The following is a 16,221-nucleotide window of genomic DNA, read 5'->3' as shown; positions in this document are numbered from 1 at the left end:
AGTGCGCAAAAGTATAACATTTTTTTCAAAATAGCTATACAATTAGGCAGATACTTTTAATGTTAACTCCTTATTTCTATAATCAATGACGGCTTCGTGCTTCACGAGAAAATCACTTCCCAACAATCCGGCAACCCGACGACGCAGGTGTTTGTCGTATAAAGAGTTCACGTATTGCAAGTCTATGACTGCCGCGTGTACATTCTCTATCGTGTGTCCGCCGATATGTAAGGTTGTGATATTCACCAGCTCAACCTCATTGATTTCTCCGCACACACCCCCGGAGTTAATCTCGGAAACATCTTCCAGCGGTTCATAGGAAAACGGTGTCAGTTTGTCTATGACCGTCACGGATGCGCCCGTGTCTATAATAAAATCCCCCTCTATACTACCGATTTGCAGGGTGGCGATGATGTGGAAACTATTGTCTTCCAACTCAACGACCTCTATCGGAATCTTTATCTCCATACAATTTCGTTTGCACAAAACTAAACATTTTCGGTGAAATCCAAAAAACGGGGGTGTTAATTTCAAAAAGATTTTTTTCCGGTAAGGGGTGAAACCGGCATAGTCATGGCGGTGAGCTACCTTTTTCTAACCCCGTGGGGTGGTTGTAGAGAGGCTTTTAGGCGGTTGTCTAAAGGCATCGCCTACTGTTCGCCTGATGTTCGCCCACACTTAGCCCACGTTTTAGTGAAAAATATGTTCTTTTAACACGAGCGATAAATCCGTGCTGCCTGTTATCACTCGGGCAAGTGGTTTGCAAGGCATCGGTTTCGCGTGAGGTTATCCCTAGTTTTGGGGGTAGTTGTCCTTAAAAGAGGGTATGTCAAAAGTCATTAAACTCCTCCGTCTGCTTCGCATCCAAGTGAGCCCGGAAGCCGGTCTCGAACCGGCTCTCGCTCGGCAAACCGAGAGCAAGCTCTCTATCTGCCCTCGCTTCTTGATTGCCGAGCGTGAGTTGGTTCGAGTCCGCTTCGGACTCAATACCCCGAAGGGGGGGGGGGATGGAGTTTGAAAAATGACTTTTACCACATTCGTATAGTGAGTGCGAGATTAGTTATTATGCCAGTTTATTTTTTGCGAGAAATACATGACGATTGCCAAAATGACGAATAATCCGATGCTTCCGGCGAGTAGGGCATAGGTTTCCAGTTGGATCAGGAAGAATATGTAAGTGTACAGGCACACGAGCAATCCCCCGATCGTGAAGGCTGTTTTCTTGATTTTTAGGATTCCGACCATATAGAGCGTGATCAATGTCGTGGTCGCGAGTGCGGAAAGCAGGTATGCCCACGTGAAGTTGATGTGTTCCGAGGTGGAAACGAGTAGCGTGTAAAAAAGACAAAGCGCCAAGCCGACCAGCAGGTATTGAAGCGGATAGATGTTCTTTTTCTGCACGATTTCCACGAAGAAGCAAACGACGAATGTCAAAACAATGATAAGGAACGCGTATTTGGCGGAACGCGTGGATTTTTGGTAATGGTCGACGGGGAATAGTAAATCTACGCCAAAGATGGAAGAGGAAACAATGGAGATCTCCCCGGGACGGATTGGATTGGAGGGCGTGTAATTCGAGAGGTCGGGTTGGTAAGACCTTAGTACTTGAGAGAAATTCCGGTTTATTTCCAGTACTTTCCACTTGCTCGTGAAACCGTTCGGGGTTACTTCTCTCTCCGAGGGTAGGAAAGCTCCCGAGAAACTTGGTGTCGGGCAATTGGAGTTCAGTGCCACGTTTGTCGTTTTGCCTACCGGGGCGAAAAGTATGGATGCCGATCCTTTTGTTGTCAGTTTCACGGAGAACTCAATCGTCTTGTCCGGGGTGAGCAGGTCGCTGACGTTAAGATGAATGGATGTTCCCGTGTAAACGATACTGTTGGGGTTGACGCCCGGTTCCATGTTGTATTTTTGTCCGTTCCACGTGAGGGCAACTTGTTCGCAGATGCCTCGCAGGTCGCTTACTCCAAGATTGAGTGTCGCGTTTTCGTTCCACTTGATGTCTCGCGAGAGGTTTGTTTCCAAAAGATCTTTCGAGATGAATTTGCCTTTGAGTTCAAGCGAGGAATTGTAAACGATAATCTCATACAATCCTCGTTTGAGTTCTTGTGTTTCGATATCACCCGTGATGTCCAATTGATCCGGGAGATAGTTGATGTAGCCGGTTTTGTTTTTTCCCTTTTCGTCTTGATAAGTATAGCTTAGGGTAAGAACGGGACCGATGATTGTCTGCGGGCCGCTCCATTTTTGTTGCACCTCGGTTGTTGCTTCTTTCGCGGTGTTCTCTCGCTCGCTGATAAGGTTCTGGATCATAAACATGGGGATAATCAGGATAACGATGAGTACCCCGATAAGTAGGATTTTCAAGGTAATGGCGTCCCGGTTCTGTGTGTGTCTCTCTTTGTGTGGAAGGTTTGTTTGTTCGTTCATGGTGTTTTATTTTTAGTTATTACTTGAAAAGAACTTTGAATTTCAAAGTAGATGAGGTAAAAAAAATTATATGTTTTGACTCTTTAGAAAATCTTCCAAGGCATTCAAGTGTTTGGTGAATGCTTCCCGTCCCTTTTCCGTCACCGCGAAGGTCGTGTTGGGACGCCGCCCGATAAATTGTTTTCTGCATTCGATGTACCCGAGTTCTTCAAGACTGCGGGTATGGCTGGCAAGGTTCCCGTCCGTGAGGTCGAGCAGGTTTTTCAGCGTGACAAAATCTACCGATTCGTTCACGATCAACACGGACATGATTCCCAGTCGTGCCTTGCTTTCGAAGGCCTTGTTTATATTTTCGAGTACTTCTTTCATTCGTTGAAGTTTGCTCTTTGTGGTTGCGATGTCTGGTGGCGTTCTACTTTATAATAAAAGTATATGCCTGCCAAAATATGGAGTAACCCGAACCCGATAACCCAAAACACGAGGGCATTGTTCACGACAAAGCTGTCAACGAGTCCCAACAGGATTTCCGCGTAACCCAAGTAGCGGATATCCGAGTAAGTGTACTTGGAGCAGTTGACAAGAGCCAGACCGTAGAATATGAGCATGATGGAAGAGGTCAGCCCGTAATAGTGTTGCCATATCAGGGAGATGCAGAAAACGCCCCCGGCGAATAACGGGAGAAAGAAATTCCAAAGCAGGCGATGAACCGATTTGTCCGTGAGGATGTTTCGGTTGGCTTTTTTTGCCTTGCAATAGCTCATGCAAAACACGGTGACAAGGGAGGTCAGTAATACGGCGATTGCGATAAGGCAGAGCAGCGTGAGGCGTTGGGACGCGTTGATTTGCTCGTGTGTGGTCAGAACTGAGTATGCCAGTCCCGTTGCAGTGCAAGCGTATATACCCACGAGTATGGATGATAAACCACTTATGGAGAGGAATTTCGTGGATTTTTCCATGAGGTCCTTGATGTCGTGCAAGGTATCGAGTGCTTCGTTGTTCTTCATATTTTAAAAGTTCTTTGTAATGCAAAGTTAAAGATAAATTTTGAATATCGTGTATGAAATGCGTGTATTTTTTATAGATTTGTATTAACCGGATAATTTATATGAAGTTATGAGAAAGTATATCGCGTTGATTTTTTTAGTTTGTTGCTTTTTGGAAGGAGTGGGGCAGAAGGCTGAGAAAATAACTCTTCCGGGGAGCGGGTTGGATAATTTTTATCGGGTTGACACGGGTGTCTATCGGGCAAACCAGCCTTCGGCGACTGATTTTGTTTTACTCGAACGATACGGCATAAAGGAGATATTGAATTTGAGAAACTGGCACAGTGACGATGACGAGGCAAAAGGAACCGCTTTAAAGTTGCACCGCTTGAAGACACGTGCCTCGAAGATTGACGAGGAGGATATCGTGAAGGCGTTGCGAATTATAAAGAACCGGAAAGGGCCGATATTGATTCATTGCTGGCATGGTTCGGATCGGACGGGGGCCGTGATAGCGATGTACAGGCTTGTTTTTCAAGGTTGGTCGAAAGAGAATGCCATAAAGGAAATGACGGAGGAGGGATTCGGTTTTCACAGGCAATTCAGCCAAATCATAGATATGATAAATCGTGCTGATATCGCGGCAATAAAACGGAAACTAGAGGTGAAACCCAAAATAAAAACCGTTCCGGCGCCCCGGAACGGTTCTCTAACAGAATGATCGTGAAGTACTATTGTTAGTTAAATAATTTCATGTCGTCGAGTACGTTCATTACCGTTTTTACTGCTTTTGCAGATTGTGCCAGTAATTCTTGCTCGTCTTTGTCGAGTTTAACCTCGATAATTTTCTCGATACCGTTTTTGCCCAAGATTACGGGAACTCCAAGGTAAATGTTGTTCATCCCGTATTCTCCGTTCAATAAAGCGCATACCGGGAATACTCTTCTGTGGTTGCATACGATAGCCTCAACCATTTGAGCGGCAGCGGCTCCCGGTGCGTACCAAGCGGAAGTACCCATTAATTTCACCAATTCGCCGCCACCTACTTTCGTTCTCTCGATGATAGCGTGCAGCGTGTCATGATCCATTAATTCCGTTACAGGGATACCGCCAACGGTGGTATATCTCGGAAGTGGAACCATGGTATCCCCGTGACCGCCTAATAACAATGCTTGGATGTCTTTCGGGGAAACATTCAATGCCTCGGCCAAGAATGCTCTGTAACGTGCGGTATCGAGGATACCTGCCATACCGAATACGCGGCTGGAATCGATCTTTGCCGTCAAGTAAGCGCAATAGCACATTACGTCGAGCGGGTTGGACACGATGATAATTTTAGCGTTCGGTGAATGCTTGATAATATTTTCGGTTACTGATTTTACGATGCCGGCGTTAGTTGCAATTAAGTCGTCGCGGCTCATTCCCGGTTTGCGGGGTAGTCCGGAAGTAATTACTACTACTTCAGAATTGTTGGTCGCTTCGTAATCGTTGGTCACACCTTTGATACGGGTATCATAAAGATTGATCGGGGCTGTTTGCCACATATCCAATGATTTTCCTTCTGCAACGCCTTCTTTGATGTCCAAAAGAACAACTTCATTCACGATGTCCTTTTCAGCGATGCAGTTCGCGCATGTTGCACCAACGTTTCCTGCTCCTACAACTGTTACTTTCATTTCTGTAATTTTTTATTGTTATACGTTTCGTTTTTTGGCTATTTGTTTGCTTTTTGCGCTGTCAAATGTAAGCCTTATTTTTTATTTCAACAATCTTTATGCCGAAAAATTACAGAATTTTTTCTGCAATGAAAAGAGGGTTTATAAAGTTCATAAAGTTTGTAAGGTTTATAAGGTTTGTAAAGTAATAAAAAGGAGGGGTACTTCGTGAACCTTATGAACTTTATAAACTTTACAAACTTTATAAACTCAATGAAGTTGTTGCCATAGGCGGCTTGCAACAGCGTGCATTTGTCCTAAAATCCCGGTCGGTTTGTAACTTCCATTCTGTAATTTTTTCTGGAATGACAGGTACCAGAGGGTGAGTACGATTCCCTTGAGTACGCTGGAGATGGAGATGCTCCACCAGATACCGTTCAACCCCAGAATCGGGAAGGTCACGAGATAAAAGGCAAGCGGGATTCTTGCCCCGGTGAGCAGAATACCCACGATTGCCGGGGGTGTGGTACGCCCGCAACCATTGAAAGCTCCGGCCGTGACCTGTTCGATTGCCGAGAAAACTTGCGAAACGGCAAGAATTTTTAAATAGGCGCTTCCGGCAATTAGGGTTTGCGGTTCGTTGATGAAAATGCTGAAGATTTCTTTACTTAGAAAGAGAAAAGCCGCCGTGGCAACGAGAGCGATTCCCCCGGCAAGTTTCAGCGTGTAGTGATACCCTTGACGTATCCTGACAAAGTCGCGTGCCCCGAAGTTCTGTCCCGTGAAGGCTGCCAGTGCCGTCGAGAATCCCGCGGCAGTCATCCACGTGATGGCCTCTATTTGTGCCCCGACACTTTGCACGGCAACCCCGATATGTCCCCATTGTGCCGCCACGGTGGCAAGCGTCAGCGAGAACATGGCAAACAAGGCGCTTTGCATACTGACGGGGAAACCCAGAGAAAATATCCGCTTCACGAAACGGGCACGTAAGCGGGTGAGATAATGGAGTTTGCCGATAGAGGATTCGCGGAAATAAAGATTGCGTATAAAGATCGCGAACACGACCAGTTGCGAGAAGGTAGTGGCAACTGCCGCACCCGCCGAACCCATGGCGGGAATAAAGCCGAACCCGTATATGAGCAAGGGATCGAGTACAATATTAAACACCAAGCCCGTCGCGACGATTTTCAAGGGTGTTTTGCTATTGCCTTGCCCGTTGTACAGCCCGCTGTACGTGTTGTTGTTGAACGTGAAGAATAGTCCCGGGGTGATCAATCGCATGTAATTGACCGCGAGCGAGGAAATATTTTCTTCCAGATGAAATAATCCCACTAGGGCAGGAGCCGCGATGAATATGAAACAAGCGTAGAATAAAGCGATAATTGACGAGAGCATGGCTGCCTGATTGGCGTATACGCGGGCTCTTTTGCCTGTACGTGCGCCAAGAGATTGAGAGATGGTAACCTCGACGCCGACTTTGCTGATAAACGAAAGTGCATTGCACAACCACGTGAAGAATCCGGCAACACCCACGGCTGCCACGCTTTCGCTTCCCAATCGCCCCAACCAGATCATGTCTGTCATGCTGTAGGCCATTTGGACGAAAGAGGCTGTGATCAAGGGAATTGCCATACTCCATATCCCTTTGCTGATGCTTCCGTGTGTCAGGTCGTTTACTTTTGTCATGCTCTTGTTTTTTGGCTTGCAAAAATATAAACCTTTTGGCAATTTCCTCTCACTTTTTTATACTTTTGCGGAAAGATATAAAAATGATTAATATGAAAAATATCGCGGTTATTGCAGGAGGAAATTCTTCGGAGTACGGGGTGTCGCTCCAGTCGGGAAACAATATTTATAACGAGGTGGATGAAACCCGTTATAATAAATACCTTGTTATATTAAAGGGACGGGATTGGCACGTGAAGATTGGTGATGTGACTTACCCGGTGGACAAGAATGATTTTTCCTTCATGAAAGATGGGGAGAGGATTGCGTTTGATTTTGCCTATATCACGATTCATGGCAACCCCGGTGAAAACGGGTTGTTGCAGGGATACCTCGATATGATGGGCGTACCCTACGGGGGATGCAACGTGCTGGCTTCCGCGTTGACTTTTGATAAACACACGTGCAATGCTTATTTAAAGAGTTACGGGGTGAACGTGGCCAATTCCGTGATGCTGAAACGGGGGATGGCGTATGACGTGAACGAGATTATAGAGGAAGTAGGTCTACCTTGTTTCGTGAAGCCGAATGCCGAGGGGTCCAGCTTCGGGGTATCGAAGGTGAAAGAGGCGGGACAGTTGGAGAAGGCGTTGCGGGAAGCATTCGCTCTTTGCCGGGAAGTGCTGATTGAAACGTTTATTGACGGGAAAGAGTTGACATGTGGTGTCGTGAAAGCCGGGGAGCTGGATTTTGCAATGCCCATAGCGGAAGTGATCCCGAAGAAAGAGTTTTTTGATTTCGAGGCAAAATACGATCCCAAGATGTCCGACGAGATTATTCCGGCACGTATTTCTCCCGAGTTGACCCATCGCATCAAGACGTTGTCGTCGATGATTTACGATATACTAAGGTGTGACGGTATCATCCGGGTGGATTATATCGTGCGTGATGACGAGATATTCATGCTTGAAGTGAACACCACGCCGGGAATGACTTCCAATAGTTTTGTGCCTAAAATGGTGCGGGCTATGGGCGGAACGTTGCGGGATGTGTTGACGAAGATTATTGAAGCCAAATTGAGTAATTGAATTTCCGCCTTAAATGATAATGCCTCCGCCCACGACATCCGTGCCCTCGTAGAGTACGGCACTCTGACCGGGAGTGATGGAATCCATGCCTTCGTGGAACTCTACCCGTAGCCCGCTCTCCTCGTGGTAGACGGATGCTTGGGCGCCCCGGTTGCGGTAACGGATTTTGGCATTCACCTCGAAGCCGTCCGGTAGAGAAGCGTATTTCATGAGGTTGATATCTTTTGCCCGGAAACCTTTACCTGTCAGTTCTTCACGGGTGCCTAGCACGACTTCGTTTTTCCGCGGGTCAATGGCCACGACGAACATGGGATGTCCGAGGGCAATGCCCAGCCCTTTGCGTTGCCCGATGGTGTAGTTGGGGAAACCCCGGTGCTCACCCAAGCGCTTGCCGGATGTATCGACAAATAGCCCGGGACCGTATTTCTCCGTGAAGTTATCCACGTTCTCGGCAAGGAAAGCGCGGTAATCGTTATCCGGGATAAAGCATATCTCTTGGCTTTCAGTTTTCTTGGAAAGTTTTTCATGTCCTTTGGCGAGAGCGATTTGCCGGACTTCCGGTTTTGTCAGTTCACCTAAAGGAAACAGCGTCCGGGCAAGATTCTCTTGTGTCAGTGTCCACAGGAAATAGGTCTGGTCTTTAGTTTCATCCACTCCTTTGCGCAAGAAGTAACGTCCGTTCAGTTGCCCGATGCGGGCGTAATGTCCGGTAGCGATGTAGTCACACCCGAGTTCGTCGGCCATTTCGATCAATTTGCCCCATTTGATCGTGGAATTGCAAAGTACGCAAGGGTTGGGCGTGTGTCCTTGTAAATATTCGTCGATGAAATTCCGTATCACCAGATCTTTGAAATCCTGACGTATATCCAATATATGATGTTCAAAGCCCATTTGCTGTGCCATGTGTTTTGCCTCGAAGATCGCGTTCACGCTGCAACACCCTTTTTCCTTCTCCATGCAGGCTTGCGAGATTTGATCGTACACCCGGTAGGTAACCCCGACCAACTCGTATCCCTGATCTTGTAATAACATGGCGGCAACCGTGCTGTCAATCCCACCGCTCATGGCCATTAAAACCCTCATAATTTTAGATTTAATGATTTTAGATTTTAGATTTTAGATTGCTTCCCCTTGTTCGTGCGCTCAACTACCACTGTATAGGTGAATTGGAGGGGACATTTTCCATTTTCAATTATTTACTCATAAATCTTGCCTCGCTGTGGTAATTATCTTTCTCGATGTCGATATCGGGTTCGATGAGTTCGCCGGAGCCGGACAAGGTGAATTTCAAGTATTTGATCTGTTTCCCTCGGGATAACCATTGTTGTTCGTAGAATGTTTTGATACCTAGTATTTTATCATCCAGTTCGCTCGCGTAAAGGTCGTCCGTGTTGACAAAAGCGGTCAATCCGTTCAGGCGGATAAGTTCAGCCGTGTATTGATACAGGAAAGGACTATCCGTTTTGAGGTGGATGATTCCGTCTTCTTTCAGCATCTTTTTATAGAGCGAGAGGAAGCGGGTTCCCGTCAGGCGCTTGCGGGCCTTTGCCATTTGCGGGTCGGGGAACGTGATCCATATTTCGGAGATTTCCCCGGGGGCGAATACCGACTCAAGCATCTCGGCATGCGTGCGCAGGAATACCACGTTTTTCATGCCCTTTTCTTGGGCTATTTTAGCCCCGGTCCACATCCGGGCTCCTTTGATGTCTAACCCGATAAAATTCTTCTCCGGGTAGAGTTCTCCCAGTCCCACGGCGTACTCGCCTTTGCCGCATCCCACTTCCAGTACAATCGGGTGGGCGTTGCCGAACACTTGTTCTCCCCATTTCCCTTTTAGCTTGTAATCCGTGCGGAAAACCTCGTCATGTTTCGGTTGGAACACGTTATCCAGTGTTTCCATTTCCGCGAATTTTGCCAGCTTATTTTTCGCCATATCCCAATCGCTTAATTTTCTAATTTAGTTATCTTAACCCCTATATTTTTTATTCCTTTCAATTCCTTTTCTTTCATGCGGTGACCGATCTCTACCGTGTAGATACCCGCGGAATCCAAGTGAAGTATTTCTTCCGAGGTTTGGGTTACGGTTTTCAATCCTCCCAATCCTTGTCCCACCCATTCGCCGTCCTTATCCGCCAAAGTGATGTCCGAACTTAGGTTGATTGTTGTCAGGTGCGGGTGGGAGATGGTGAGCCAACAACTCAGACCATGTAGTTTATAATCCGTCGAGTGCCGTACGCATGTGCTTAACACGTAATCGCCCGGTCGCGTGATGTTGAATTCAAATTTGTAATTACTATCCCGGTTCCATGTCTCGCGGGCGATGGATTTGTAATTTCCCGCGTCGGGGGTAATGTTACAAGCCATGCAACACGATAAAATGAATAAAGTGTAAATACCAAGTTTCTTGCTCATCACGTTCGGTCGTTATTGCTCGTTTTTAATAGTGTTTCCAGTTCCGCGATCATCATTGCCGTGGCTCCCCAGATAAAATGATTATCAATCTTGTAGCCCGGTGCGACAATCTGTCGGTCGTTCCGGTAAAGCGAACGCGAAGTTTTATTCTTGTCGTCAAATAAATCATTTAACGGGATGACTATCACTTCCTCCACTTCATCTTCCGAGAGTACAAAATTAGGTATTTTCGGGATTGTTCCAACAATGGGTGTTATATTAAAGTTGCTTAACGGGATATACACGTCGCTCAAACTCCCGATAATCGTGACGTCTTCGGGGTTTACCCCGATCTCCTCGTGACACTCCCGCAAAGCGGTATCACGTGCATTCGTGTCTTCCGGCTCCGTCTTCCCACCCGGCAGGGCGATTTGTCCCCCGTGATATTTCCCCACCGAAGTACGTTGTATAAAAGGGATTGCCCAATCCTCCCGGTAAGGCATCAGCAGCATGAGCACGGCGCTATTCACGGGGGAATGCTGATGTATTTCTTCTATTCCCTTAACGTGATTAGGTTCGGGTGTCATGAGGGCGTGTGCCGCCGCTCCCGGTAATTCTCGTGCTAGAACTTTTTGAACTGTTTCAATTGTCACCGTTAATCTAAAATTTAAAATCTAAAATCAGTATGGTTTTTGTACCGCACTCAACACCCTTAAGATGTTATCTCCCCACAATTTGTGCAATTCTTCCGGCGTGTAGCCTTCGCGGAGGAGTTCCACGGTGAGGTTGATAAGTTCGTTGGCGGCACGGCAGCCGATAAGTTTTTCCGTGTCGTCGCCGTCGAAGTCCGTGCCGATGCCCACGTGGTCGATGCCCACGAGGCGGACGATGTGGTTGATATGAGCCACGGCGTCCAGAATGGTCGGGTTGGGTTGTGCGCTCAGGAACGAGTTGTACAGGCACACCTGTACAACGCCTCCCTTGTCGGCGATGGCTCGAATCTGGTCATCTGTCAAATTGCGGGGGTGATCGCGTAACGCTCTTGCGGACGAGTGGGAAGCGATAATCGGGGCTTCGCTGGTTTCCAGCACATCCTGCACGGTTTTGGCGTTGGCATGCGAGATGTCCACGATAATTCCCAAGCGGTTCATCTCTTTCACGACTTGCCGTCCGAAATCACTCAACCCGTTGTGTTCCGGTTCGCCTTTTGCCGAGTCGCAAATGTCATTGCTGCCGTTATGGCACAGGGTGATATAAGTGACTCCCATTTTCTTGAACATCTCGAGGTTTGCGATATCCTTCCCGATAGCGTACCCGTTTTCGATGGCAAGGAATATCGCTTTCTTTCCGGCATTCTTCAGGTAAAGCAGGTCGTCCTCGTTATAGGCAATTCCCACTCGCGACTGGTTCAGTTTCACTTGTTCCGATATCTGGTACAGGATGTCGACAGCCTTTCGGGTGGCGGCATGCGAGGCTTCCTCGTCCCGGCTGTCTTGATGCAGGTAAGCAACCATGAAAACGGCGTCCTCTCTTCCTTCCTGCATTTTGGGAAGGTCTACTTTCACGTCCTCGTGGCGTTGCCCGAAGTTGAAACCCGGGGTGAATTTCATCGGGGTATCGCAGTGTGAATCGACAATCAAGCTGTTCCGGTGGATTTCTTTTGCCTTCTTGAACAGGGTGGCCTCGCTGACGAAATAATAGAAAAGTTTCATCATCTGTTCGTCGGGGCGTACCGCCATTTTCTCCGGGTGCCATTGCACGCTGAAGATGCGGTGTCCCGACATACCTTCCATCGCCTCGATAATCCCGTCGGCAGAGGTCGCCGTCACGCGGAATCCGGGAGCGATGTCCTTGATGGCCTGATGATGGTAAGAATTAACCGTGATGGAGTCTTCTCCCATGATTGAGTGGAGTATCGAGTTATTGATGATATTCACTCGGTGCGAGCCGTATTCCCGGCTGATTGTCTGGCTGTGTTTTAAAGCCGGTTGCTCGTGTTGCGAGTAGATATCCTGATAGTTGGTACCCCCGAAAGCCATGTTGATAATCTGGTGCCCGCGGCATATCCCGAAGATGGGGATTTGTCGGTCGGATGCCAGTTTTACCAGCGTCAGGTCGAATTGATCTCTCGCGGCATCCACGTCCCGCAGGAGAGGGATGGGGTCTTCGTTCCCGTACAGCGGGTTGATATCGCCCCCGCCCGTGAGCATAAGCCCGTCGAGCGTGTCTATCGTTGCCCGCAAGCTCTCGATGTCATTATGCACGGGTATTAGCACGGGAATACCGCCCGCTTGCAGGATGGAAATCACGTATGAATGTTCTATACAGGAGTTCCCGTTCTCGAAATTTGCCGTGATACCGATAACCGGTGCGTGGGCTTGTGTCTGGCGATCGTCTATCGCCTTGTATAAGGTATCCAGATTTGCCGGATAAATAATGTTATTCATAGAAATGCAAGTTACAATTGAAAATTGAAAATGGAGAATTGAAAATGTAAGTATTCGCCATAAATCTGAAATCATAAATCATAAATTATAAATCGTCGGTCACGGGAATTTTAATTCGCCCCCGTTCGGTTGCACGATAAGTTCCGCGTTCGTTCCCAGTATCAACGGGTAATTGCCCCGGGTATGACCTGCCGGTAGCCCGAAGCAAACCGGGTACGCGTAATCTTTCACGGCATCGTGAATGATGTGGTACACCATTTCCTTAAATTCGGGGTCGTCATTCCGTCCGAATTCCCCGACTGCGAGTCCTGCCAGATGTTGGAACTTGCCCGCGTATTTCATGCATCGGATGCTTCGGTCAATCCGGTATATATCGTCTGTCGGGTCTTCAAGGAAAAGAATCGTGCCCCGCGTATTGTGCTCGATGCGCGTGTCGTGCAAGCTGTGAATCCACGTCAGCATTCCGCCGATGAGTTCCGCTTCCGCGAGTCCCGTGCGGTTCAGCGGGTGAGGTTTCGTGGCGTACGCCGAAATAATACCGAACAGGAAATTCCGGAGTTGTGTCAACGCTTCCGGTGTCGTTTCTTGGAGGTTCGAGGGCATGGAAGCGTGAAGGCTTTCGATGCCTAACGAGTGTAACTTCGAGTGCAGCACGGTAATGTCGTTCATGCCGATTACCCATTTCGGGTTTCCCTGAAACACGGAATAGTCGGCATCCTCGATGATGCGGAGTATCCCGTAATCTCCCGCCATGCACCAGATAGCCCTGACGTCCTCGGCGTCAAGTGCGGCTTGTAGGTCTGCCAAACGTTCTTCATCAGTCCCTGCCATTCGTCCGTCCTGCGCCAAGACGTGTTCCCCGGGAACGGGAATCAGTTCCCACGAGGCGAGTAATGCTACTGCAGCGTCCAGTTGTTCTTTTGTCGTGATGCCCGAGGGGGAAACAAGCGCCACCTTATCCCCCGGCTGCAGGTATATAGGTCGTAACATAATAACGATAGTTTTTATTGTACGAAGGTACGGTTTTAATTTGAAAACACATTATACTTTGTCAATAGAATTACTCGCCGCGGGCTGACGGGGGATTTCTCCCACTCGTCCAGAGGGATTCATTCATCGCTAGCTCTGAATAAAAGTATTGATAAAGTATTATTAAATGATTTATATCGTATTATAATCGAATAACAATCGAATAGCAATCGTATAACAGTTGAGGAAAACTCGGGGAATGTGCGGGGAAGGATACAGTGATTTAGCGTGTTGATTTTAACGTGATGTTAGCGATATTTTTATTAACTTTGCGACTTCATGGAGCACTAAAGTTTTTTCCTTTGGCTTTATGGATTTTATAAACTTTATAACTTTACAAACTCTAAATACATGAGCAAGTTCAAGAGAAATTTGGTTACCACGGCGTTGCCTTACGCTAACGGTCCTGTGCATATCGGGCATCTGGCAGGTGTTTACGTGCCCGCTGATATTTACGTGCGTTACTTGAGAAAGAAGGGTGAGGAGGTCGCGTTTATCGGCGGCTCGGACGAGCACGGGGTACCTATCACGATCAAGGCGCAGAAGGAAGGGGTAACCCCGCAGGATATTGTTGATCGTTATCACAAGATTATTAAGGATTCATTTGCCGAGTTGGGCATCTCTTTTGATATATATTCCCGCACGAGTTCGAAGACGCATCACGAGTTGTCGTCGGCGTTTTTCAAGAAACTTTATGACGAGGGGAAGTTTATAGAGAAGACTTCCATGCAGTTCTATGACGAGAAAGCGGGGCAGTTCCTTGCCGACCGTTATATTATAGGTACATGCCCCCATTGTGGGAACGAGCGGGCGTATGGCGACCAGTGCGAGGCATGCGGCACGAGCCTGAACGCTACTGATCTGATAAATCCGGTATCCGCTATCACGGGGAATAAACCGGAATTGAAGGAAACGAAACACTGGTATCTGCCTTTGGATCAATACGAGGGATGGTTGAAGGAGTGGATTCTGGAGGAGCATAAGGAATGGAAGCCGAACGTTTACGGGCAATGCAAATCGTGGTTGGATAGCGGTTTGCAGCCTCGCGCAGTGACCCGTGATTTGGATTGGGGTGTGCCTGTCCCGGTAGAGGGAGCCGAGGGGAAAGTGCTTTACGTGTGGTTTGACGCCCCTATCGGTTATATTTCCGCCACGAAAGATCTCACGCCGGAATGGGAAAAGTATTGGAAAGACCCGGAAACGCGCATGATTCATTTTATCGGTAAGGATAATATCGTGTTCCATTGTATTATTTTCCCGGCGATGTTGAAAGCCGAGGGAGCTTATATTTTGCCGGACAACGTGCCTGCCAACGAGTTCCTGAATCTGGAGGGAGATAAGATTTCCACGTCCCGCAACTGGGCGGTTTGGTTGCACGAGTATCTGGTGGATTTCCCCGGGAAACAGGACGTGTTGCGCTACGTGTTGACCGCCAATGCACCGGAAACGAAGGATAACGATTTCACGTGGAAGGATTTCCAAACCCGCAATAATAGCGAGCTGGTGGCTATCTACGGGAATTTCATCAACCGCACGCTGGTGCTGACGCAGAAGTATTTCGATAATATCGTGCCGGAACGGGGTGAATTGACGGATTACGACAGGGAGGTTCTTGCCGAGATACCGCGAATCATCGAACGCGTGGAGAAGAGTTTGGATACGTTCCATTTCCGCGACGCTTTGAAGGAAGCGATGAATCTTGCCCGTCTGGGTAATAAATATCTTGCCGATACCGAACCTTGGAAAGTGATCAAGACGGACGAGGCGCGGGTGAAAACCATTTTGAATATCTGTTTGCAGATTTCGGCTAATCTTTCCACTTTGATGGAACCGTTTATGCCGTTCTCTTCACGAAAGTTGCGCGAGTTCATGAATATCGATGCGATCGAGTGGAGCAAGATGGGCGACGGCGTGATCCAAGCGGGACACGAGTTGGGACAGGCAGGATTGTTGTTCGACAAGATCGAGGACGACGTGATTCAAGCGCAGGTTGATAAACTGCTTGCCACGAAAAAAGCGAACGAGATGGCGTCTGCCACGGCTGCTCCCGCGAAGGAGAACATCAATTATGATGATTTTATGAAGATGGATATTCGCGTGGGTAAGATTATTGCCGCCGAGAAAGTGGCTAAGACGAAGAAGTTGATGAAATTGACTGTCGATACGGGTATCGATCAGCGGACTATCGTGTCGGGCATTGCCGAGCATTATGCGCCGGAGGAGGTGATCGGGCGGCAGGTGAGCGTGCTGGTGAATCTGGAGCCGAAACCGTTGAAGGGGATTGTGTCACAAGGCATGATACTGATGGCGGAGAATGTCGACGGGACTCTTTCTTTTGTTACTCCCGATAAGGAGGTGAAACCGGGATCGGAGATACGATAACGGGGAAATGAACAATTTTTGAAGAATATACTTTGAGGCTGCCATTTTTTGGCAGTCTTTTTTTTGTTTTCTTGCTTGGATGATTTGTTATAAAATTTCAGAATAGGGAGGTGAATTAGGATTTTGTTAACTTCGGTTCACGAGGAGATGTGAT

Annotated in this window: 15 protein-coding genes; 3 read left to right on the top strand and 12 right to left on the bottom strand. The window is 47.8% G+C overall.

Annotated elements, in window-relative coordinates:
• Positions 1-42: 42 nt before the first annotated feature.
• From CS948_RS20975 to CS948_RS20955, 4 genes are all read right to left on the bottom strand, one after another.
• Entirely contained in the window at positions 43-468 is a 426-nt protein-coding gene (locus tag CS948_RS20975; protein WP_099294289.1) for a retropepsin-like aspartic protease, read from the bottom strand.
• A 588-nt stretch (positions 469-1,056) separates the two neighbouring features.
• Positions 1,057-2,427, bottom strand: a complete 1,371-nt coding sequence (creD, locus tag CS948_RS20965) for a cell envelope integrity protein CreD (RefSeq protein ID WP_099294285.1) — start codon at positions 2,425-2,427, stop codon at positions 1,057-1,059.
• Positions 2,428-2,493: 66 nt separating this feature from the next.
• Positions 2,494-2,796 carry a transcriptional regulator gene (locus CS948_RS20960; protein WP_099294283.1) on the bottom strand — a complete coding sequence of 101 codons (303 nt, stop codon included), beginning with the start codon at positions 2,794-2,796 and terminating at the stop codon, positions 2,494-2,496.
• Entirely contained in the window at positions 2,793-3,431 is a 639-nt protein-coding gene (locus tag CS948_RS20955; protein WP_099294281.1) for a hypothetical protein, read from the bottom strand. The genes CS948_RS20960 and CS948_RS20955 overlap by 4 nt, the downstream gene beginning before the upstream one ends.
• 109 nt (positions 3,432-3,540) lie before the next feature.
• On the opposite strand from CS948_RS20955, the gene CS948_RS20950 reads away from it, so the two are divergent.
• The gene (locus CS948_RS20950; protein WP_099294279.1) at positions 3,541-4,131 is read left to right on the top strand and encodes a dual specificity protein phosphatase family protein; all 591 of its coding nucleotides are present in this window, start codon (positions 3,541-3,543) and stop codon (positions 4,129-4,131) included.
• A gap of 16 nt (positions 4,132-4,147) precedes the next feature.
• Here the strand turns inward: CS948_RS20950 and mdh are convergent, their stop codons facing one another.
• Both mdh and CS948_RS20940 read right to left on the bottom strand, forming a co-directional pair.
• A complete protein-coding gene (gene mdh / locus CS948_RS20945; RefSeq protein WP_099294277.1) occupies positions 4,148-5,086 on the bottom strand; it encodes a malate dehydrogenase in 939 nt (312 codons plus the stop codon).
• Positions 5,087-5,335: 249 nt separating this feature from the next.
• Positions 5,336-6,751 (bottom strand): MATE family efflux transporter, encoded by a 1,416-nt coding sequence (locus tag CS948_RS20940; RefSeq protein WP_099294275.1) that lies wholly within the window; start codon positions 6,749-6,751, stop codon positions 5,336-5,338.
• A 92-nt stretch (positions 6,752-6,843) separates the two neighbouring features.
• Here CS948_RS20940 and CS948_RS20935 point away from each other — a divergent pair, with 92 nt between their 5' ends.
• Positions 6,844-7,818: a D-alanine--D-alanine ligase gene (locus CS948_RS20935; protein WP_099294273.1), complete on the top strand. Its 975-nt coding sequence runs from the start codon at positions 6,844-6,846 to the stop codon at positions 7,816-7,818.
• Between the two features lie 9 nt (positions 7,819-7,827).
• Here the strand turns inward: CS948_RS20935 and mnmA are convergent, their stop codons facing one another.
• The 6 genes from mnmA to CS948_RS20905 all read right to left on the bottom strand — a co-directional run bounded on the left by mnmA (position 7,828) and on the right by CS948_RS20905 (position 13,646).
• Positions 7,828-8,901, bottom strand: coding sequence for a tRNA 2-thiouridine(34) synthase MnmA (gene mnmA / locus CS948_RS20930; RefSeq protein ID WP_255302102.1), 1,074 nt, complete (start codon positions 8,899-8,901; stop codon positions 7,828-7,830).
• Between the two features lie 109 nt (positions 8,902-9,010).
• Positions 9,011-9,751: a tRNA (guanosine(46)-N7)-methyltransferase TrmB gene (gene trmB / locus CS948_RS20925; RefSeq protein WP_099294269.1), complete on the bottom strand. Its 741-nt coding sequence runs from the start codon at positions 9,749-9,751 to the stop codon at positions 9,011-9,013.
• Between the two features lie 11 nt (positions 9,752-9,762).
• Positions 9,763-10,230 (bottom strand): gliding motility lipoprotein GldH, encoded by a 468-nt coding sequence (locus tag CS948_RS20920; RefSeq protein WP_099294267.1) that lies wholly within the window; start codon positions 10,228-10,230, stop codon positions 9,763-9,765.
• A complete protein-coding gene (locus tag CS948_RS20915) occupies positions 10,230-10,862 on the bottom strand; it encodes a CoA pyrophosphatase (RefSeq protein WP_099294265.1) in 633 nt (210 codons plus the stop codon). The genes CS948_RS20920 and CS948_RS20915 overlap by 1 nt, the downstream gene beginning before the upstream one ends.
• A 27-nt stretch (positions 10,863-10,889) precedes the next feature.
• Positions 10,890-12,656: a gamma-glutamyl-gamma-aminobutyrate hydrolase family protein gene (locus tag CS948_RS20910; protein WP_099294263.1), complete on the bottom strand. Its 1,767-nt coding sequence runs from the start codon at positions 12,654-12,656 to the stop codon at positions 10,890-10,892.
• 99 nt (positions 12,657-12,755) lie between these two features.
• Positions 12,756-13,646 (bottom strand): LD-carboxypeptidase, encoded by an 891-nt coding sequence (locus CS948_RS20905; protein ID WP_099294261.1) that lies wholly within the window; start codon positions 13,644-13,646, stop codon positions 12,756-12,758.
• Between the two features lie 390 nt (positions 13,647-14,036).
• Between CS948_RS20905 and metG the strand changes: the two genes are divergently transcribed.
• Positions 14,037-16,067: a methionine--tRNA ligase gene (gene metG, locus CS948_RS20900; protein WP_099294259.1), complete on the top strand. Its 2,031-nt coding sequence runs from the start codon at positions 14,037-14,039 to the stop codon at positions 16,065-16,067.
• Positions 16,068-16,221 lie beyond the last annotated feature (154 nt).

The organism is Butyricimonas sp. Marseille-P3923 (assembly GCF_900184685.1).
GTDB classification, from domain to species: Bacteria; Bacteroidota; Bacteroidia; order Bacteroidales; family Marinifilaceae; genus Butyricimonas; species Butyricimonas muris.
The sequence above is the reverse complement of the archived record's forward strand: the minus strand, read 5'-3'. Positions and strand labels throughout refer to the sequence as shown.

What these genes read in the sequence shown, in the direction of transcription:
- CS948_RS20975 (WP_099294289.1), bottom strand. Translation starts at nt 468, where the DNA reads ATGGAGATAAAGATTCCGATAGAGGTCGTTGAGTTGGAAGACAATAGT.
- creD (WP_099294285.1), bottom strand. Translation starts at nt 2,427, where the DNA reads ATGAACGAACAAACAAACCTTCCACACAAAGAGAGACACACACAGAAC.
- CS948_RS20960 (WP_099294283.1), bottom strand. Translation starts at nt 2,796, where the DNA reads ATGAAAGAAGTACTCGAAAATATAAACAAGGCCTTCGAAAGCAAGGCA.
- CS948_RS20955 (WP_099294281.1), bottom strand. Translation starts at nt 3,431, where the DNA reads ATGAAGAACAACGAAGCACTCGATACCTTGCACGACATCAAGGACCTC.
- CS948_RS20950 (WP_099294279.1), top strand. Translation starts at nt 3,541, where the DNA reads ATGAGAAAGTATATCGCGTTGATTTTTTTAGTTTGTTGCTTTTTGGAA.
- mdh (WP_099294277.1), bottom strand. Translation starts at nt 5,086, where the DNA reads ATGAAAGTAACAGTTGTAGGAGCAGGAAACGTTGGTGCAACATGCGCG.
- CS948_RS20940 (WP_099294275.1), bottom strand. Translation starts at nt 6,751, where the DNA reads ATGACAAAAGTAAACGACCTGACACACGGAAGCATCAGCAAAGGGATA.
- CS948_RS20935 (WP_099294273.1), top strand. Translation starts at nt 6,844, where the DNA reads ATGAAAAATATCGCGGTTATTGCAGGAGGAAATTCTTCGGAGTACGGG.
- mnmA (WP_255302102.1), bottom strand. Translation starts at nt 8,901, where the DNA reads ATGAGGGTTTTAATGGCCATGAGCGGTGGGATTGACAGCACGGTTGCC.
- trmB (WP_099294269.1), bottom strand. Translation starts at nt 9,751, where the DNA reads ATGGCGAAAAATAAGCTGGCAAAATTCGCGGAAATGGAAACACTGGAT.
- CS948_RS20920 (WP_099294267.1), bottom strand. Translation starts at nt 10,230, where the DNA reads ATGAGCAAGAAACTTGGTATTTACACTTTATTCATTTTATCGTGTTGC.
- CS948_RS20910 (WP_099294263.1), bottom strand. Translation starts at nt 12,656, where the DNA reads ATGAATAACATTATTTATCCGGCAAATCTGGATACCTTATACAAGGCG.
- CS948_RS20905 (WP_099294261.1), bottom strand. Translation starts at nt 13,646, where the DNA reads ATGTTACGACCTATATACCTGCAGCCGGGGGATAAGGTGGCGCTTGTT.
- metG (WP_099294259.1), top strand. Translation starts at nt 14,037, where the DNA reads ATGAGCAAGTTCAAGAGAAATTTGGTTACCACGGCGTTGCCTTACGCT.